Here is an 18,336-nt window from a genome sequence, read left to right as displayed (position 1 = left end):
GGCCCCGCACTCCCTTTCGGGTGTGCGGGGCCTTTCGCTGTTCTGTGGCAGATCAGTTGACGCTGTGGCCGTTCAGTCCGGCGTTGGCGTAGTGATTGTGGCTGTCGGGAATGTGGTTGTCTCCCAACACCCGAGCCACCTGCTGCTCGCTGAGTCCGAGTCGGCGGAGTCGCTCGCACACTGCATCGAAGTCGAGCATCTTGGCGTCGAGCTCCTGCTGCAGCTCGATCACCTCGGCGCGAATGGCCTCGGCCTCGTCGAGTGCGGTCAACGTGTCCTCGGGCTGGGGCAGCAGCAGCGTGAGCAGTCGATCACGGGCATCGGTGCTCAGTCCATCGAAGGGACGCTGACCCGGCTGAGCCTCGTGGCGACCTTCGTTGCGACGCTCGAAGCGACGCTCGTTGCCGTACTGCGCTCCGACGTAGTCCTGAGTCGCCCCGAAAGACGGGATCTCGGCGAACTGTTCGCGACGTTCGGGCTGTGCCTGAGCATCACCGTCGAGATCGTTCTGGTCCAGATCGGTCTTGTTCGGATCGGCGACGGGTCCCTGCGCCGGTGCCGACGCGATGTCGATCGTCTGTCGCAGTGGGCGATTCGGAATGAAGATCACGGCGATGAGCGTGACGATCGCAACGAAGCCGGCGATCATGAAGATGCGTCCGGTCGCGTCACCGTATGCGGTGCGGATGACGCTGACGATCGGAGCCGGCAGAGCGGTGAGGTCGAGAGATCCGCCGCCTCCGGCCGAACCGTCCACTCCGAGCTGCGCCAGACCGGCTGCCGACTTCTCGGCGACACGGGTTGCCAGCAGCGAACCGAGAACCGAGACGCCGATCGCTCCGCCGAAGGTACGGAAGAAGGCGACCGTCGACGATGCGGCACCGACGTTCTGCACACTGACCGTGTTCTGCACTGCGAGAACGAGGTTCTGCATCAGCATGCCGGTACCGAGACCGACGATGGTGATGAAGATGCCGACCGTCACCAGGCTGGTGGCGTGATCGATGGTGCCCAGCAGCAGGAATCCGATGACCAGCAGGATGGAGCCGGTGACGATGAACGGCTTCCACTGACCGAACTTGGTGATCAGCTGACCGGATCCGACCGAGGCGACGAGCATGCCGAAAACCAATGGGATGGAAAGCAATCCAGCCTCGGTAGGGGTGTAGCCGCGAGCAGTCTGGAAGTACTGGCCGAGGAACGTGGTGGCTCCGAAGAGGCCGACGCCGACCGCGATGGACGCGACGATGGCGAGGCCGGTGGTGCGCTCGGTGACGATCTTGAGCGGGATGATCGGCGACTTGTGCCGAGCCTCGACGATGATCGTCAGGACGAGCAGCGCAACTCCGCCGCCCACGAGGTACGCGGTCTCACGGGAGATCCAGGCGTAGTAGTCGGCCTTGCCGGCGAACGAGACCCACACGAGGAGTACGGACACGCCTGCGGTCAGCAGGAGCGCGCCGAGCCAGTCGATGGAGACGTTGTCCTTGCGGACGGTCTTGATGTGCAACGTCTTCTGCAGCAGGCCGAGGGCGATGACAGCCAGCGGCACGCAGACGAAGAAGCACCAGCGCCACCCGAGGGGGCTGTCGACGATGACCCCGCCGAGGATGGGGCCACCGGACATCGATACTGCCATGACGGCACCGGTGTAACCCGAGTAGCGGCCGCGATCACGCGGGGAGACGATGGTTCCGATGATGGCGATGACGAGTGCCGTCAGACCACCCATGCCGATGCCCTGCACCACACGTGCGGCGAGCAGCAGCGGAACGTTGTGCGCGAAGCCGGCGATCAGCGAGCCCGCGACGAAGATGAGGATCGAGCTCTGGACCAGCACCTTCTTGTTGAACAAGTCGGCGAGCTTGCCCCAGATGGGCGTCGACGCGGCGTTGGCCAACAGTGCGGTGGTGATGACCCAGGCGTACGCGGTCTGCGAGCCCTTCAGGTCACCGATGATGGTCGGCAGAGCGGTCGAGACGATGGTTGTGCTCAGCAGCGCGGTGAACAGCGCGGCCAGCAGACCGGTGAGGGCTTCGAGGATCTGGCGATGCGTCATCGCATCGGGATCGGCGATTGCCTGATTCGGCGGATTCTCCGCGGATGTTGTCATTGGTTATCTCGCAATCAATTCAATGCGGGCCACGTCCTGGTGCTGGGCGTGGGCGTCTTCGGTGAACGTGTCGTTGAGCTTGCGGATGGAATCGAGGGCATCGAGAGCCTCGGTTTCACTCCATTCGCTCAACATCTCTGCCAGGCGACGAGCTCGCCTGTCCCAAATCTGTTTCAGTCGAGCCTGGCCTTCGTCCGACACGCAGACCCGGGACGCTCTTCTGTCGTCCGGATCGGGATGCCGATCGATGTAGCCGAGTTCGACGAGGTCCGCGATCTGCCGGCTGAGGGCGGACTGGCTGACGCAGAGCCTGCTGGCGAGGTCGGTCTGTCTGCATTCACCCTCTGTCGCGAGGATGGCCAGAACTCCGGTCAGCGCCTGCGGCAACGGTGAATCCTCGACTCCGGTGGTCACGGCCCGCTTCAGCGTGCGCCCGAAGAGGAATACCTCTTCGACGAGCGATTCCGCTGTCGTGGATTGAACTGCCATGAGTACTCCAACGCTGAGTTCGATTTACTTGCTGTCTGCAACCATATATATACATACATGCGCTAAGCAAACAATATTCCTGTCTGGTGGGTCACAGGGTTGGAGCGAGGTGGGTCCGAGTGGGGGGTCGGCTCCCCTGATCTGGATTCCAGCCTGCGATCGGCGGCACAAATCCGAAACTGGGGAGCCGATCCCGAGCCCAGGGGTGGGCGATACAGTCCGAAGATGGACGTTGTGCGCGCGATGCCCCTGCTCACGGTCACCGATCTCGATGCGGCGCTGGACGCGTATGTCCAGGTCACCGGCATGGAGGTAGTGATGAACAACGGTTGGATCGCCACACTTGCGTCACCGGGGGACAGCAACGCGCAATTGAGTCTGATCACCGTCGACCCCACCGGCCCGGTGAATCCGTCGGCGTCTCTCGAAGTGGACGACGTCGACGCGGCCTACCGCGCCGCGGTGGATGCACATCTCGAGATCGTGTACGAGATCACCAACGAGGAGTGGGGCGTGCGCCGATTCTTCTTCCGAGACGCGGGCGGCAACGTGGTGAACGTGCTCGCGCACATGTGAGATCAGCTGGGCTGCAGCAGGGTTCCGCGTATCACGCCTCGGACGGTTCGAGTGGCGACAGTGATCCAGGCCGTCACGAGCGCCACGTACAGCAGTACGGCAAGGGCACGGACCGCGCCGAAATCGAGGGCATTGCCCAGAGCCGTCGCTCCGGTGACGCAGGTGCCGATCGGGAACGTGAACGACCACCACGTCAGTGAGAAGCTCAGCTTCCTGCGTGCCGCGTGCACGGTGAGAGTTGTCGCGAGCGCGAACATCAGCGCGCCGAATCCCCCCATGATCAACCCGTAGCCGATGCCGACGACGTGCAACCCGACGGCGATCGACGACTGTGCACCGGTGAACACCATCGATGCATCGGTGCCGAGCAGGTTCGCCGCCGTGATCGACTGACCGATCAACCCCAGTGTGATCCACACGGTCGGAGCCGCGTCGACGGGCGGCAGACCGCCGTGCAGTAAACGTCCGTAGATCAGCGTCAGCATAATCATCCCGACGATCAGCGACAGCCCGAACATCGCGTAGCACGCGCTCAGCAGAGCCAACCGCCACTGGCCGTCGGGCAGGTGAGGGAGCAGCAACGCTCCGGTCGATGCCGACACCATCGGCGGGACGACGGGCATCAACCACGCCGGTAGCGCCGTGACTTGCTGCCGATGCCCGGACGTCATCATGCGAAACGGCACCGCGACGCTGGTGAGCAGGCCGGTGATCGTCCCGGCGACCCACAGGACTCCGAACAGTGCGGTCGCCGCCGTGGGACCGATGAGGTCTCCGCCGAGCAGGCCGGCCCCGGCACCGACGGTGAGCAAGGCCATGGGCGGTGCGCCGTAGAACTGCATCATCACCGGGTGCTGCGCGTAGTCGACCGCGCGCTCGCGGTAGCCGATCCAGTGCCGCGCGAAGGCTGCGCCGATCACAACGAGTACGGCCGCGGCGAGTACCCACACGACGACGGCGAATACGCGCAACGCAGGAAAGTCGACAGGCAGCGTGGCGGCCGCGGTGGCGACGATGCCGGTTCCCATGACGGCGGCGAACCAGTTGGGTGTGATGTGCTCGACGGTCCGCCTGCGCGACAGCCGGGGTGCATACGAGACGGACTCGAGGACGGGCATGACATCACTGTGCGCGACGCGGCCCACGTCCGGTAGGTAGCAATTCGCCATCCAGCCAGAACTGGAGATTATGGCTGGATGGACCCAGCGACCGCCAGAAGTTCCGCGGCCGGGCCGCTGGGCTCACGGCCCGATCGCCAGATGGCGCGCAAGTCTCTGTGCAGAGTCAGATCGGGGAGCGGCACTCTGATCAGACTGCCCGCCGCCAGCTCCGTCGCGACGGCCAGTGAACTGAGGACGGCGCCGCCGATCCCCGCCGCCACAGCGGACTTGATAGCCGTCGTCGACGACACTTCCAGCAGAGGATTCGTGGGCGGGCCGAAACCTGCTGCAGCAACCGCACTCTCGTACACGGACCTGGTTCCCGACCCGGCCTCGCGGGTAACCAGCGCCGTCTCGACTACCTGCGCGGTCGACGGTGCAGAGTGCGCCCACGGATGTCCGGGTGCCACGACGAGAACCAGTTCGTCGGTTGCGACGGTGCGGTACGTGAGTTCGGCCTGGACACTGGGGTTTTCGATGAACCCCAGGTCTGCGTCTCCGGCGAGCACCGTCGCGGCTACCACCGCCGAATTGCCCGAGCTCAGCGTGGGCACGATCTGAGGCAGCGTCGTGTGCAGCGTGACCAGCCAACGCGGCAGAAGGTACTCGGCGACAGTCTGACTGGCAGCGATCTGCAGGTGACCGATGCGCTCGGCGTGCAGCGTGGCGATCGCCGTCGCCAAGTCCTCGGCCGACCGGACGACCGGCGCTGCCCAACTCGCGACGAGCTCGCCGAACTCCGTCAGCACCGTTCCGCGTGCGCCCCGCTTCAACAACGGCGCTCCGACGCGACGTTCCAGCGCGCGGATGCGAGAACTTGCGGCCGGCTGCGACATGCCGTGGGCGTGTCCGGCACGGCCGATGCTGCCGAGCTCGGCCACCGACAGCAACAGGTCGATGCTGGTGAGATCGGCAACGTGAGGGGGAAGCGGCACAGGTCGAGCCTACGACGGCGGGATTCAGTAGTCGCTGAACAGGTCCAGCTCGGCGTCGGGCTCGGGTAGGTCCTCTGGGTCTCCGGGGTCGTTTGGATCCTCGGGATCGCTACGTTCGTGTAGCACCGAACCCACCAGGGCTGTGACGTCGATGGCCGCGGGGTCGGGAATGGGGTGCCCCTCGACGAAGGCGAGTCGCTCCGCGGACAGGTACGCCAGACGCACTGCCTGCACCACCAGGACGCGTCGCAGACCCTCGGACACCTCACCGCGCTCGCGAGTGACCGCAGCCAATCTGGAGATGGTTTCGGCGCGTCGCGCGATCCGAATGTCGGGGTGCCCGCGCTCGATTCGGGTCTGCTCGGAGATCAGTGACCGCCGCAGTGACGCAGGCAGAGTGATGGGCTCGGAGACCGGCGGGATCTTCTCGTTCAGGATCGCTTTGTGGCGCGACCTGTCGATGGCCTCGAGGTACGCGGTGTACTCGTGGGCGTTCAAATCTCGTTCGGCTGCGCGGAATTGTTCTGCGCCGTCGGACTTCTTGAGGTCCTCGTACTGCCAGAGCGGCCAGATCTCGATCTCCGCGACCTCGAACACGTCCAGCACTCGCATCGCGACGGCGTCGGTCCGCTGATTGGTCAGATGCCGCTGCACCCGAACGCTGAGCTTCTCCTTGGTCTGCCCCACGTAGATCGGCTCGCCGTCGTAGTCGTAGAACGCATACACGCCCCACTTGGCCGCCGACCAGACGCGCCCTCGATCGTCCTTCTCGCTCAGCACTTCTCGCAGTGCAGCTCGAAAGGACTGCACATCGTCCGCAGGCAGACTGCTCTTGCGCGGCGCGACCGCCGACGCCCGGAGCGAGGACTTACCGTGACTGGACATGCGCAGCAGTCGCATTCGGCGCGATGGAACCGAGTGTCCCGTTCACCAGGGGCATCAGGTAGTGCTCCGCCAGCCACGCGACCACCGGAACGCACACCGCATCACCGAAACCGAAGAGCGCCTGGTTGTTCCGCAGACCGCCGAGTGTGTAGTCGCCGGCTCCCATCAAGCGGGCGTACTCGAGAGGCGTCATCCAGCGCACCTGCAACCGGCCGTGGCCGATCTTGACCACCGCCTGCTTCGACGACCCACCGCGCGCAGTACGCAGGCAGCCGGAGATGTCGTCGGGGCGAGCCTCCCACACCGCGACGCCGTTGCGGGTACGACGGTAGGCGGTGCGGTAACTGACCTTGCGTGCCTTCTTCAGGATCTCGATGCGCTGCAACTGAATCGGAGACAACGAGCGTACGAACGCCTCGGTGCGGTCTGCATCCCACCAGCGCTCGTCGCGGTAATCCATCCGCTCGACCAGATCGCCGAGGCCACTGGTCAACGGAATCGGCGGGCTGGGTAGTGGAGCCCGATGCGTCGACAGCGTCGAATCTCCGTAGACCGCCTGCAACCAATCCGGACGTAGTTCACTGTTGGGATCGCGGGCATCCTCCGGCGGATGTTGCGCACCGATCAGGAACAAACGGGGACGGGACTGCGGGACAAAGCGTCGAGCATCGATGGTGAGGACATCCACCGAATAGCCGAGTTCGTTGAGCTCACGGACGGCAGCCGCCAGATCGTCGCCCCCATGACTGGTGGCCAGACCGACGACGTTCTCCAGCGCTACCACCTCGGGACGGCCGTCACCCATTTCGTCCAGCACGCGAGTGAAATGCCGAAATGTCGAGGAATTCTTACCGGCGAGACCGGCCCGACCCCCGGCCAGAGACAGATCCGTGCACGGAAACGACGCCCATGCCAACGACAGACCGTCCGGAAGATCGTCGCCGCGCGTGCCGGCAACATCCCCGAGCTGGAAATGGGCCGCGTCGTCGCCGAAGTGTTGGCGATACATGTGGTGCTTGTCGCGCTCGATGTCGTTGGCCCAGCACACCTCGAAACCGGCCTGCTCCAAGCCCATTCGAACCAAACCGATACCGGCGAAGAACTCGGCGACCGTGGGAATCCGATCGCGCGCGGACACCGAGGAACCACCCGGCACCACAGTCAACTTCGGCATGCACTCAGGCTAGTACAGAGCCCCGACAGACTCGCTTGTCTGGTCATTCCGCTGGCTGCACTCCGGCTTTTCCTGGTCATTCCGCAGGCTGCACTCCGGCCTCAGGCCGTGGTCGCCAACGCCGCCGCCAGTCCGAACGCCACCGTAAGCAGACAGACATGAGCGGCAGCTCGCCGCACCGAGTAGTCCGCCGTGGAGCGGTGCGCAGTGGCGGTCGGCAACCACGTGCGGCGGATCCGAGATGCCACTGCCACCAGGATCACGGTCATCACGACTTTGGCGAGAACGATTCGGCCGTAACCGGTCTCGATCGCAGCCGCCGGGCTCTCCAACTTCAGGACCGCGTCGAGCACGCCGGTCGCGGTCACCCCGACGACGCACCACAGCGCGATCCGGGAATAGGCCGGTAGAAGCGTCGCCCACGCTGACTTGGTCCGCAGACTCAGCGCCATCGCGCCGAGCACACCGAGCCACACCGAGGCGCACACCACATGCACGGCAACGGCAATGGACCCGAATGCGAATTGCGACATGTGTCCGGTGATCGGTCGCGCGACCAGGGCCAGCGCCGCCAGCGTGACCACGGGAACCGGGGACCAGGATGCGTCTCGTCGATATCCGAGTACGCCCATGGCGCACAGAACGAGCGCGAGGAGCACCGTCGTCGCGCCGAGTCGACCGACGGAGATCGACGCCACGAAGGCCGCAAATGCACTCGGCGACAGCGCCGTCACTGCTCGGCCCTCGGCCTCGGCTGCGGCCGCTGCCAACAGGACGAACTCGGCCACCGCCCACAGACCCGACAGGAACCCGATCGACCGCCACATCACCAGCGCGTCGAGGGCGGGGCGTCGAGATGCGGAGTTACCGTCCAGGACAGCGAGAATCCCGAACCCCAACACCACCGAACCCGATGCGACAGCGATGACGCGAAGCCACGACGACCCGCTGGGAAAGGTGGGGTACGCCAGCGCGAACGCTGCCGCGACCCCCACCACCGCCGAGGCTGCGGCAGCGAGCACGAGCCGAACGCTCCTCTCGCTCACCGCAGCCACGTCGGATCTACTTCTCGCTCTTCGGCTTACGCTGGTCTTCTGGCTTACGCTGGTCTTTCGGCTTACGCAGTGCGAATGCCAACGCTCCACCGAAGGCGAGGACCGCAACCACGACCAGCACGATGGGACCGTAACCGCCGAGGAACCCGTCCTCGGACTCTTTCGAGGTGCTCGACGTATCGGCCGGTGCCCCGGGTGTTCCGGACCCTTCCTGCGTCAGCGTGAACGTGGCCGTGCCGCTCACCGGATGACCGTCTGCCGAGGTGATGCGGTAGGCGAGGGTGTACTCGCCGGCAGGGCCCAGCTCACCGACGTCGACGACCACGCTCTGGCCCTCGATGCGTGCATCGCCCTTCGACCAGATGTTGCCGTCGGGGCCGACGACGTTGAGCGTGGCGAACTGCGACTGCGGCACCTCGTTGAACGTCACCGATGCCGTCGCCGGAGATGCGTCGAGCGAGGAGCCGTCGGCCGGGCTGTACCCGGTGACCTGCGAATGAGCCGAGGCCATCGGAGCCGCGATCAGCAGTGCCAGCAAGGCCACCGCCGATACGACCAGCGCTTTCGCGGACAAGGTCAGCGCCCTCACGAGCGTCGGCTCCGCACGGTTGCACCGATGCCGAGGCCGGCGCCGACGGCACCGAGAACGAGCCCGGCACCGGCGATCCACCGGGCGGTGGTGTCCGAGGAGGACGTGGACGTCTCCTCGGCTGCGTCGGTCGTCTCGGAGTGTGCTCCGCCGTGCGCGTCACCGCTCGATGCTGCGAGGGTCAGGGTGGGAGCGGGCAACTCGGGCTCGCTGCCGTCCTCGGTCATCGGCTCGTTCCACTCGACGACCTCACCGTCGGTGTAGGTCTGCGTGGCCGGGAACGACACGGTGTCCTGCTCTGGCAGTGGCCCCGCCGAGAGCAGGAACTGCTGGAACTGGCCCGGACCGACCTCGGCACCGGGATTCGCCGTCCACGTCACCGACACGGCGAGATCGGCGGAGTCCTTCTCGACGGTGGACGTCCACCCCGGAATGGGCTGGGTGCGAGCAGAATTGAGGCCGGGCAAGGTGACCTTGACCGAGTTGGTCGATGCGGTGTCGGACTCGGTGGGGACGCGGAACGTCAGGACCGAGTAGCCGCCCTGCGCGGCGTCGGGCGCGGAGACGACCACATGGGCAGAGGCTGCGCCTGCGCCGATCAGCAGTGCGCCGACGGTGGCACCGGATACGAACAAGGCACGCGGAATGGAACTCTTCATGAGTGTTGGGTCATTTCTGTACGGAGGTGGAAAGGGGATGTCGGATCAGAGCTACGAGCTGATCGACATCGGAGGCCCACGACGAGAAATGGCCCAGTCCAGAGCAATGCCGTGCACCGACGGCATCGCGACGGAGAACCGGACGCGACCGACAGCAGAACCGTCGGGCAGGGGAGCGAGGAGCGCGAGAACGGCACGAACGATCGACGTGATCGGGCCGTAGAGCCGTTCGGCTGCGGCGATCGACAGTGCGGCGACCAGCGACGCGGCCGCGTGAAAGCCGATCATCGCGGCACTGGGCAGCAGCGAATGACTGTGTGGTGAGCCCGACATGCCGGCCATATCGCTCAGGCTCAGCGCGGTATGGGCGAGGAGTTGGCCACCCATCAGGGCGGGCAACAGAACCGTCGACCGACGCGGAACGGCAGTCATGGCACCGACACCGAGGCTGACCGCGATCAGCAGAGCCAAGCCCGATCCGCTGAGATAGCCGCCGCCCGCCATTCCGTGCGCAGCAACCGCCAGCGCGGCGGTGACCGTACCGACAGCTCCGCCGCGAAGCGGTGCAGCGGAGCCGTCGGTCATCGGATGGTCGGTGAGATCAGCGCACGCCGAGGCGAGCGAGCACGTCCGCTTCGATGCCGTCGAGCTCTGCGGAAATCGCGGCATGCGCAGTCTTGCGGCGCGTGGGCGGCATCTGCTCGGCGGCGCGCACAGCCGTGGTGAGATCGTCGAGACGTTCGCTGATCGCGGCACCGAAACTCTTGGTCTCCGGATCCGAATGACGCGATCCGATGGTGCTCAGCGACTTCTCGGCGCCGGCGATCCGGGCACTGAGCTTGCCGCCGTGGCCCGAGTACTCGCTCAGCTGATCGGGTGCGACACCCAGCTGCTGCGCCTTGCGGTTGTCGAGCTGCCCGCGAACGACGGTGGCGGCACGGTAGGCAATCGGAGCCAGCACCGGCAACAGAAGCCGAGCAATACCGAGATACTTACGAATCTGAGCCACGTTCAGCGTGCCTGCCGCAGCCGCCTTCTGCTGGGCCCGCAACGCCGAGACCTGGGCCTTCTCGACGTTCTTCTGCGACTTGGCCTCCACCGCGCTGAGCTTGCGCTGCGCCTTGGCGATCGACTTCAACTGCTTGCGCTCGTTCTTCGCGCCGAGCTTCGCCTCGAGAGTGGCCTTGTGCTTGAGGGCCTTCGCCTCCGCCTTGCGAGTGGCACGACCTTTGCGCTTACGGAACAGACCCATCGACAAGGCTCCTGACATGTGCTGCTAGGCGGTAACGGTGCGTTCCACACAGCCTAATGGGTCATTCCGCAGGCTCCACTCCCGCCTAATAGGCAGCTGTTCTTCTTCGGCTGTCGGAGGGCTCACCTAATGTCTAGCGGTGTGAACGGTCAACGAGATGCGGCAGCGTCGCACGCACCTGTGCTGCTCGACGCCGGATCGTTGACGCGATGTCGGCACCGGCTCTATCTCGACACCGCGTACGGGGCGCTGCTGCGCGGTGAACCCGAGAATCCCGGGGTGCGGCAACGCCGCGAAGCGGCCCAGGCGCATCGCGAGAACATTCGCGCGCAGTTGGCAGCGGCCGACCCCATGCAATGGACCGAGATCGACGAGCCCACGGCCCGTGCTGCGGCCGATGCGACCGTCGCGGCCTGCCGCGCAGGCGTCGAACGTATCTGGAACGCAGTGCTGCCACTCGAACGCGATACCGGTCGCCGAGGACGCAGCGAGCTTCTCGTGCGGGACGCGTCGGGCGGCTACATTCCGGTGATCGTCGTCAATCACAAGGTGACCGACCCCGGGCGCGGTGCGCGCACCACCCCGCTCACGCACTGGGCTCCGGCCGTCGACGAAACGCGCAAGGTGCGCAGCCAGTTGCGCGATCAGCTCCGCCTCGCACACCTGTACCGCATGCTCGCCCACGAGGGCCTGGCCACGGCTACCCCGGTCGGTGGCGCAGTGGGTTATCGCGGAGAGTGCGTGTTGGTACACGACCTGACTGCCGCGCTCGACGAGTACGACATCCGCTTCGCGGACCGGCTTGCGGTCGCGAGCGGTGACGCGGTGACCGTTCCCTCGCAGATCAGTGAATGCCGTTCCTGTGCTTGGTGGTTCGACTGCAAGCCGCAGTTGGTGGCGGCCCGCGACGTCTCACTCGTCGCATCGGGATCCCGAGCCGATGTGCTGCGCAGCGCAGGAGTGCGGACGATCGACGAGCTGGCGCAATGGACCGGTCCGGCTCCCGAGGAGTGGCCCTTCGGTAACTTCGACGACGCTGTGTCCGCGGCACTGGCCTGGCGCGCGGACGTGCCGCTCCTGCGTCGATCGGAGACCGTGACGGTCCACCGCGCCGACGTGGAGGTGGACGTCGACATGGAGAGCTACCAGGAGCACGGCGCGTACCTGTGGGGCACGCTCCTCACCGAGGCAGGCGGACCGCCGCCGGAGTATCGCGGCTTCGTCACGTGGGATCCGCTGCCCACCGTCGACGAGGGACGTTCGTTCGCGGTGTTCTGGAACTGGTTGATGGACACGCGAGCCGATGCCGCGGCTCGGGGCAAAACCTTTGCAGCGTATTGCTATTCGAGACAAGCCGAGGACAAGTGGTTACTCGACTCGGCCCGACGCTTCGCCGACGTCCCCGGGGTGCCCACCGAGGCGCAGATACGCGAATTCATCGACAGCGAGCAGTGGGTGGACATCTATCAGGCCGTCAGTGACCAGTTCATCTGCCCGAACGGCAAGGGCCTGAAGAAGATTGCCCCGGTGGCCGGATTCTCCTGGCGCGACGAGGAAGCCGGCGGCGAGGCGTCGATGGGCTGGTACCGCGAGGCCGTCGGATACGACTCCGATCCCGATCACACCCAGCGAGAGCGATTGCTCGTCTACAACGAGGACGATGTGCTCGCGACCAAAGTGTTGCGTGAGTGGATGTCCGACCGCGCCGAGCACGAGATCCCGACCGTGGCGGACCTGCGCGCTCGCGTGTGACCCCGCGCCCGAGAAGTCGGGGTCACACGCGAAAGGACGTCTAGCGCGGTGCCATCCGGATCGCGCCGTCCATGCGGATCGTTTCGCCGTTGAGGTAGTCGTGCTCGGCGATCATCTGCACCAGCTGGGCGTACTCGGTCGGCTGCGCGAGACGGGACGGGAAGGGCACCGACGCCTCGAGGCCATGACGGTATTCCTCGGTGACACCGGCGAGCATCGGGGTGTCGACGATGCCGGGGGCGATGGTGTTCACGCGAATGCCGACCTGGGCCAGGTCGCGGGCCGCAGTGATGGTCATCGCGTGCACGCCGCCCTTCGAGGCGGTGTAGGCGATCTGGCCGATCTGGCCCTCGAATGCGGCGACCGATGCGGTGTTGATGACGACGCCGCGCTGGCCGGCGTCGTCGACGGTGGACTGCGACTGAATGCGGTTGGCGGCCAGCCGCATCACGTTGAACGTGCCGAGCAGGTTGATGGTGATGACCGTGCGGAACAGCTCGAGATCGTGCGGTCCCTTCTTGGACAGGATGCGACCCGCCCAGCCCACGCCTGCGCAGTTGACGACGATGCGCAGCGGCACACCGGACTCGACGATGGTGTCCAGTGCCGCCTCCACCTCGGCTTCACTGGTGACGTCGGCGGGAATGAGGGTCACGCCGTCGGGGACACTGTCTCCGGCGCGTTCGATGGACTGCGGCAGATCGAGGCCGAACACGGTGACACCCGCGCCTGCCAGACGTGCTGCGGTTGCTGCTCCGAGGCCCGACGCGCCACCGGTGACGAGTGCTGCTGTTCCTGAAATCTCCACGTCGTACGATCCCCTTCGTTAGCGGTGTCGGGTCGCGGCACAGGCAGCGACCACGCTGTGTTCTGCACCATAACCGGCGGGGGACCTCACCCCGCTGTCCGGTGCCCGACGGTCAGGGCAGAATGCGGCCGGAGTCGTCGTACTCGACTCGCTGGGCACCGTCACCGAAGTCGTCGAGCAGAATCGTCGCCGCGGCCGGTCGGCCCGGAGGCAGCAGGCGAACCGTCACCGATCCCGTCACGGCTCCGTCCAGACTGTTCGACGCCCCGGCCGCGATGTCGTTGCGGACCTTCTCGCTCAGGGCCGTGGGGCTTCGGTCGTCGAGCATCGTGACCTCGACGCCGCGGGCGCGAGCCGAGCGTGCCGCTCTGGCCAACTCGGGCAGAACGAGCCCGCGGGCCCGCAGGGTGTCGCGGAGCTCGGCTTCGAGGAGTCGGCACGCCAGGACTTCCTCGTCGGTGAGATCCGGGCCGTCCGCGATGCGCTGCAGGAGCGGGCGGGCGAGCGTATCGAGACTGGCCAGGCGTGCGTCGCGTTCTTCGAGTACCGCCGCGGCGGCGGCCTGGGCGGCGATGCGGATGGTGGATTGTTCACGGAGCTCGAAGATCGCTGCACCGAGGGGTCGGATGGTGAAGGCGAAGAACGTCGCCATCAACAACGGAGCAATATTGATGGCGCTGAACGACAATCCGAACAGTGCGCCTTGACCCGTCCAGGCTGCCCAGCCGACGACGACGGACATGCTGAGCGCGAGTCCGAACCACGCGGCCGGCGTGCGGCCACGGACACACATGAACGTGTAGATCACGACGGACATACCCAGAGGCCAGGACTGCAGACTGCCGGTCAGCGGCACCGGCACCACGGCGAAGACGAACGACGCGGCCACCGGCCCGGACACTGTGAGCAACGCCGTGGACCGTGGGCTCAGCGGATCCCCCGGCGCTCTGAGCAGCAGGATGACCGCGGCCGAGAACACCAGCACCGAGACGAACGGCGGCCACACCGCGGACATACCCTTCAGCGTCGCCGACGCACACACGGCGCACGCGAGGATGTAGAAGCCGGCGACGGCGTACGCGGCCCCCGACTTCATCGACAGCAGGTCGCGAACGTCCTCGCCGTTCATCGCGACCAGCTCAATCGCACAGTGGTTCCGCGGCGGGAGGTGTCGATCTCGGCCGAACCGCCGTCGAGCTGACGCATCCGCCCCTCGATGCTGACGGCGACGCCGAGTCGGTGCGGAGGCACCGAGCGTCGATCGAAGCCGATACCGTTGTCTCGCACGATGACTCGCAGTGCCGACGGGGCCAGCTCGACCGTCACCGATCTGGTCGTCGCCTGAGCGTGAACGACGCTGTTGCGCAGTGCTTCCGCGAGTGCGCCCGCGATCGACCGGACTGCATCGGCAGGGTAGTTCGCCGGGGAATCGGTAGGGTCCTCGCGGACCCTGAAATCGATCGACTCGTCGACCGTCGATGCGGAGGCCCGCATCAGCGCGATCGTGTCGTCGACGGTGAAATCGTGTGTGGCAGTGTCGGTGTGCAGCCCGTCCAGATGGGCCAATGCCGAACGTGCTTGACGGGCCAGGCTGGCAGTACGGCCCTGGCGCGCGACCGCCAGCAGCGACGACATGACCTCGTCGTGGATGAGGGCGTCGAACCGTTCCCGTTCGACTTCGCGTGCATTCGCCGCAGCCGCCCGAGCGGCATCGCCGTGGGTGGCGCTGATGGTGGCATCGAGAATGCGACCGGTACGCAGTGCGGCCAGAGTCGCGGCGACGAACACCGTGCAGAACATCAGCCCGAAAAATATCTCGGCGATGATGTTGCTTCGAGGAAACGGCTCTCGCACAGCTTGATTGATCAGTTGCACGATGACCACCGAGACGGCCGTGTGCACGAATGCCGGGATGGGTCGCCACACGGTGGCGGCCGCGAGTGAGGCCAGGCCGGGGAATGCGGATAGGAACATTCCGCTCCGATCGAAGGTGGTCCCGTCCCAGGCCACCCACCACAGCAGGGCCATGACCGGGAATGCCAACGCTGCGATCGAACCCGCAACCTGGCTGACCCTGATATCCGGGTGAAAGGTGAAGGCTCCGAACGCGAGACCGGTACCGAACACGACGACCACGGCGGCCGGGGTCCACCACCCGGGGACGGTGACGCTGCTGCGCGCTATATCGGGAACGAGCAGCAGCAGATACGCCGCGTAGCCGGTACCGACGAAACGGCCGAATATCCTGATGAGCCGATCGGTCGAACGGTGTGCCGCGTCGCTACCCGTCCCCTGCTGGTCTTCGTTCATTCACCCCTCCGGAAGAGGAGTGTAAACCAAGGTCAGACGTCTTCGGTGGTGCTGCGCTTCTCCACTTCCTGCGGTGCATCGCTGCGGGAGCGTCGGACGAACACAGCGGCGACGACGAGGGCCGAGATCGCCACCACGACTGCGGCCGCCACGTACGGAGCCGACGTACCCGGCATCAGTCCCTCGAAGAACAGGACCGCGCCGAAGACGAAGAACAGAATGGCCGCACCGTACTGAATCATCCGTTCCGGCAGGTGCTTTCCGAGAACGGCACCCAGGACGATCGCGAGGGCGTCGGCGGCGACCATGCCCACCGTCGAGCCGATCCACACGCCGACCCAGTCGTTGTCGGCGGCCAGAGTCACGGTGGCCAGCATCGTCTTGTCGCCCAGCTCGGCGAGGAAGAATGCGGACGCAATGGCCAAGAAGGCCGACTTGGTGACCCGTGACGCCTTCGCGCCCTCGTCGTCGGACAACGAATCACCGCGCAGGGTCCACAGGCCGAACACGACGAACGCGAGACCACCGACGATCGAAATGGCTTCGGTGGGGATGGACACCCCGAGGAAATGGCCGACGGCGACCGAGACCAGATGCACGACGGTCGTGGCCACCGTGATGCCGCCGATGACGACGTACCACTTGTAGCGCAAGGCGAACGTCATGGCCATCAGCTGGGATTTGTCACCCAGCTCGGCCACGAAAATGACAGCAAAACTCAACAGTAGAGCGGACAGCACAGCAGACTCCTCGGTCGTCGAACGGACCGAAGGTCTCGCCCACCGGAAGTACCGGTTCAGGTGCCGGGTCGTGGAAAACGACCAGTATGTCGACACGTTGATTGGGGGCTACTCCCCTTCGCTGCAGACGACTTTAAGTGCCGTTTCTCCAATTGTCCAATGCGCCAATAAGTTTGGGGACCCGAAAAATCGTGTACGGGGAGCGGTCAGGATGCGAGGAGCATCGCCAAAACTGCGGTGTCGGGATCGCTGATCGGATCGAGGCCGACCCGACTGATCATCGACGTCACGGTGCCGTCGGATTCTGCCTCCACCCACGCGGCCCGGTGATCGAGGCCCAGATGCGGAAGACCGGGCAGCAGAACGCAACCCGAGGCCGCGCCCGCACATTCCGGCAGAGAGGGCGTCGTCTCCGACGGTGGATGCAGCATCAGCAACGCGGCCGGCTGATGGTCCGAGAACCGGCCGGGAGCCAACGCGAAATCGCCGATCACCGGTCCCTCGGCCAACACCAGACCGACCGTCCCCGGTTCCGGATCCTCGGGCAGCTCCTCCCGCACCCCGAACACCGTCGACGTCGCCAACAGACCCGGCATCGACGCGACCCGGACGGCCAGCGCCAGGAACTGAGCCCACTCCTTGGTGGTGTCCGGCCAACGACCGGAGATCACGAACCCGCGCAGTAGACCGGCGGCGTGAAAAGGTGAGACACCGATGAGATCTCGATCGTCCATTGCGCATCCCTCCCAGACAGGTACGAGGCAGAAGCCGGGTACACGACGTTGGGTAAGGAGAAGGATGACCCGAAAACGGCTGGCACACAAGATGGGGAGAGTGCCAGCCGAAAACGTAGCCGGCCCACTGCGGCTCGGCAGCCGATACGCTGCTGCGGTGAAAAACAGAGGATCCGCCCGGCGAACCGTCGTCTCCTTGCTGTCCGTTGCGCTACTGCTGAGTGTCGCCGCATGCAGTCGGGAGGCATCGACCACCGACGAGACCGGCGGCGAGGTTCGCACCGTGCAGCATGCATTCGGTGAGACGAGTGTTCCCGTCGATCCACAGCGCGTGGCCGTGCTCGACGGCGATCGCACGTTGGAAGCCGTCGTCGCGTTGGGAATTCAGCCCGTCGCGGCGGTGAAGCCGCCGCTCACCGGTGACTACGCACCCGTCGTCCGGGATCGGCTCACCACCGAACCGATCGACATCGGATCCGTCGACGCCGACGTCGACATCGAGGCCCTGACGGCCGCCGCACCGGATCTGATCGTCATGCGAACGACGGGTGAGGACAACCGAGCGCTGTACGACCGGGTCGCCCCGATCGCGCCGACCGTCGTCGTGGAATACACCCCGGCCTCGTGGCAGAACACCTTGCAGCAGCTGGCGGGCATCCTCGATCGGCAGGAGATCGCCGACGGTTTGCTGGCCGACTATCGACAGGCGGTCGACGAATCCGAGTCACGCTCACCTCGGGAAAACGCCACGTTGACCGTCGCGCGAGTGCGCACCGACTCGTTGCGGTACATGACGCAGGACGGATCGTTTCCTTACGCAGTTCTGGCCGACCTGGGCTACCGCGCGCCCGCACAGCAGGATCGCGGATCCGACGCGGTGCAGACGGTCGACGTCAGCCCGGAACTGATCGACGTACTGGCAGCCGACGACATCCTTCTGCTCACCGACGCCGGGACTGAGGACGCCGTGGCGCAACTGCGGCAGAACCCGCTCTTCACCGGGCTCGGAGCTCGGGTGACAGAGCTGCCGTCCAAGGATTTTCTCTTCGGCAACGTGCTGACCGCCCAGGCCCTGGTCGATACCGTGACCGAAATCGGGGGCTGA

Annotated in this window: 19 protein-coding genes; 3 read left to right on the top strand and 16 right to left on the bottom strand. The window is 65.8% G+C overall.

Annotated elements, in window-relative coordinates; translation table 11 throughout:
• Positions 1-52 precede the first annotated feature (52 nt).
• Together QM588_RS00205 and QM588_RS00200 are read right to left on the bottom strand one after the other, a co-directional pair.
• On the bottom strand, positions 53-2,059 hold the full coding sequence (locus tag QM588_RS00205) for an MDR family MFS transporter (RefSeq protein ID WP_442972861.1): 2,007 nt from the start codon (positions 2,057-2,059) through the stop codon (positions 53-55).
• Between the two features lie 57 nt (positions 2,060-2,116).
• Positions 2,117-2,602: a MarR family winged helix-turn-helix transcriptional regulator gene (locus QM588_RS00200; protein WP_032366715.1), complete on the bottom strand. Its 486-nt coding sequence runs from the start codon at positions 2,600-2,602 to the stop codon at positions 2,117-2,119.
• Positions 2,603-2,827: 225 nt separating this feature from the next.
• Here QM588_RS00200 and QM588_RS00195 point away from each other — a divergent pair, with 225 nt between their 5' ends.
• Complete coding sequence (locus QM588_RS00195; protein WP_283310806.1) at positions 2,828-3,178, top strand: VOC family protein; 351 nt, start codon at positions 2,828-2,830, stop codon at positions 3,176-3,178.
• Between the two features lie 2 nt (positions 3,179-3,180).
• Here QM588_RS00195 and QM588_RS00190 read toward each other — a convergent pair whose 3' ends face one another.
• The 9 genes from QM588_RS00190 to QM588_RS00150 all read right to left on the bottom strand — a co-directional run bounded on the left by QM588_RS00190 (position 3,181) and on the right by QM588_RS00150 (position 10,887).
• Positions 3,181-4,296, bottom strand: a complete 1,116-nt coding sequence (locus QM588_RS00190) for a TDT family transporter (RefSeq protein ID WP_283310805.1) — start codon at positions 4,294-4,296, stop codon at positions 3,181-3,183.
• Between the two features lie 68 nt (positions 4,297-4,364).
• On the bottom strand, positions 4,365-5,273 hold the full coding sequence (locus QM588_RS00185; protein WP_283310804.1) for a LysR family transcriptional regulator: 909 nt from the start codon (positions 5,271-5,273) through the stop codon (positions 4,365-4,367).
• 24 nt (positions 5,274-5,297) lie between these two features.
• Entirely contained in the window at positions 5,298-6,173 is an 876-nt protein-coding gene (locus tag QM588_RS00180; protein ID WP_283310803.1) for a GIY-YIG nuclease family protein, read from the bottom strand.
• A complete protein-coding gene (locus QM588_RS00175; protein WP_230595297.1) occupies positions 6,142-7,332 on the bottom strand; it encodes a DNA cytosine methyltransferase in 1,191 nt (396 codons plus the stop codon). Before QM588_RS00175 ends, QM588_RS00180 begins: the two co-directional genes overlap by 32 nt.
• A gap of 101 nt (positions 7,333-7,433) precedes the next feature.
• On the bottom strand, positions 7,434-8,378 hold the full coding sequence (locus tag QM588_RS00170) for a copper resistance D family protein (protein ID WP_283310802.1): 945 nt from the start codon (positions 8,376-8,378) through the stop codon (positions 7,434-7,436).
• 16 nt (positions 8,379-8,394) lie between these two features.
• On the bottom strand, positions 8,395-8,976 hold the full coding sequence (locus QM588_RS00165; protein WP_442972841.1) for a copper resistance CopC family protein: 582 nt from the start codon (positions 8,974-8,976) through the stop codon (positions 8,395-8,397).
• Positions 8,973-9,635, bottom strand: coding sequence for a YcnI family copper-binding membrane protein (locus QM588_RS00160; protein ID WP_283310801.1), 663 nt, complete (start codon positions 9,633-9,635; stop codon positions 8,973-8,975). Before QM588_RS00160 ends, QM588_RS00165 begins: the two co-directional genes overlap by 4 nt.
• Positions 9,636-9,686: 51 nt before the next feature.
• Positions 9,687-10,220, bottom strand: coding sequence for a hypothetical protein (locus QM588_RS00155; RefSeq protein WP_283310800.1), 534 nt, complete (start codon positions 10,218-10,220; stop codon positions 9,687-9,689).
• 16 nt (positions 10,221-10,236) lie between these two features.
• Positions 10,237-10,887 (bottom strand): DUF6474 family protein, encoded by a 651-nt coding sequence (locus QM588_RS00150; protein ID WP_283310799.1) that lies wholly within the window; start codon positions 10,885-10,887, stop codon positions 10,237-10,239.
• Positions 10,888-11,016: 129 nt separating this feature from the next.
• On the opposite strand from QM588_RS00150, the gene QM588_RS00145 reads away from it, so the two are divergent.
• On the top strand, positions 11,017-12,639 hold the full coding sequence (locus QM588_RS00145) for a TM0106 family RecB-like putative nuclease (protein ID WP_442972840.1): 1,623 nt from the start codon (positions 11,017-11,019) through the stop codon (positions 12,637-12,639).
• Positions 12,640-12,679: 40 nt separating this feature from the next.
• Here QM588_RS00145 and QM588_RS00140 read toward each other — a convergent pair whose 3' ends face one another.
• From QM588_RS00140 to QM588_RS00120, 5 genes are all read right to left on the bottom strand, one after another.
• Entirely contained in the window at positions 12,680-13,447 is a 768-nt protein-coding gene (locus QM588_RS00140) for an SDR family NAD(P)-dependent oxidoreductase (protein WP_283310798.1), read from the bottom strand.
• Positions 13,448-13,559: 112 nt separating this feature from the next.
• Complete coding sequence (locus QM588_RS00135; protein ID WP_283310797.1) at positions 13,560-14,576, bottom strand: hypothetical protein; 1,017 nt, start codon at positions 14,574-14,576, stop codon at positions 13,560-13,562.
• Positions 14,573-14,941 (bottom strand): sensor histidine kinase, encoded by a 369-nt coding sequence (locus QM588_RS25755; RefSeq protein WP_442972860.1) that lies wholly within the window; start codon positions 14,939-14,941, stop codon positions 14,573-14,575. Before QM588_RS25755 ends, QM588_RS00135 begins: the two co-directional genes overlap by 4 nt.
• A gap of 848 nt (positions 14,942-15,789) precedes the next feature.
• Positions 15,790-16,497 (bottom strand): TMEM165/GDT1 family protein, encoded by a 708-nt coding sequence (locus tag QM588_RS00125; RefSeq protein WP_283310795.1) that lies wholly within the window; start codon positions 16,495-16,497, stop codon positions 15,790-15,792.
• A 206-nt stretch (positions 16,498-16,703) separates the two neighbouring features.
• Positions 16,704-17,231: a hypothetical protein gene (locus tag QM588_RS00120; RefSeq protein ID WP_027494858.1), complete on the bottom strand. Its 528-nt coding sequence runs from the start codon at positions 17,229-17,231 to the stop codon at positions 16,704-16,706.
• Positions 17,232-17,388: 157 nt separating this feature from the next.
• On the opposite strand from QM588_RS00120, the gene QM588_RS00115 reads away from it, so the two are divergent.
• Positions 17,389-18,336 (top strand): ABC transporter substrate-binding protein, encoded by a 948-nt coding sequence (locus QM588_RS00115; protein WP_157889865.1) that lies wholly within the window; start codon positions 17,389-17,391, stop codon positions 18,334-18,336.

The sequence above is a fragment of the Rhodococcus sp. IEGM 1354 genome (genome assembly GCF_030056855.1).
Classification (GTDB): Bacteria; Actinomycetota; Actinomycetes; order Mycobacteriales; family Mycobacteriaceae; genus Rhodococcoides.
The sequence above is the reverse complement of the archived record's forward strand: the minus strand, read 5'-3'. Positions and strand labels throughout refer to the sequence as shown.

What these genes read in the sequence shown, in the direction of transcription:
- QM588_RS00205 (WP_442972861.1), bottom strand. Translation starts at nt 2,059, where the DNA reads ATGACGCATCGCCAGATCCTCGAAGCCCTCACCGGTCTGCTGGCCGCG.
- QM588_RS00200 (WP_032366715.1), bottom strand. Translation starts at nt 2,602, where the DNA reads ATGGCAGTTCAATCCACGACAGCGGAATCGCTCGTCGAAGAGGTATTC.
- QM588_RS00195 (WP_283310806.1), top strand. Translation starts at nt 2,828, where the DNA reads ATGGACGTTGTGCGCGCGATGCCCCTGCTCACGGTCACCGATCTCGAT.
- QM588_RS00190 (WP_283310805.1), bottom strand. Translation starts at nt 4,296, where the DNA reads ATGCCCGTCCTCGAGTCCGTCTCGTATGCACCCCGGCTGTCGCGCAGG.
- QM588_RS00180 (WP_283310803.1), bottom strand. Translation starts at nt 6,173, where the DNA reads ATGCGACTGCTGCGCATGTCCAGTCACGGTAAGTCCTCGCTCCGGGCG.
- QM588_RS00175 (WP_230595297.1), bottom strand. Translation starts at nt 7,332, where the DNA reads ATGCCGAAGTTGACTGTGGTGCCGGGTGGTTCCTCGGTGTCCGCGCGC.
- QM588_RS00160 (WP_283310801.1), bottom strand. Translation starts at nt 9,635, where the DNA reads ATGAAGAGTTCCATTCCGCGTGCCTTGTTCGTATCCGGTGCCACCGTC.
- QM588_RS00155 (WP_283310800.1), bottom strand. Translation starts at nt 10,220, where the DNA reads ATGACCGACGGCTCCGCTGCACCGCTTCGCGGCGGAGCTGTCGGTACG.
- QM588_RS00150 (WP_283310799.1), bottom strand. Translation starts at nt 10,887, where the DNA reads ATGGGTCTGTTCCGTAAGCGCAAAGGTCGTGCCACTCGCAAGGCGGAG.
- QM588_RS00145 (WP_442972840.1), top strand. Translation starts at nt 11,017, where the DNA reads ATGTCTAGCGGTGTGAACGGTCAACGAGATGCGGCAGCGTCGCACGCA.
- QM588_RS00135 (WP_283310797.1), bottom strand. Translation starts at nt 14,576, where the DNA reads ATGAACGGCGAGGACGTTCGCGACCTGCTGTCGATGAAGTCGGGGGCC.
- QM588_RS25755 (WP_442972860.1), bottom strand. Translation starts at nt 14,941, where the DNA reads ATGCGGGCCTCCGCATCGACGGTCGACGAGTCGATCGATTTCAGGGTC.
- QM588_RS00120 (WP_027494858.1), bottom strand. Translation starts at nt 17,231, where the DNA reads ATGGACGATCGAGATCTCATCGGTGTCTCACCTTTTCACGCCGCCGGT.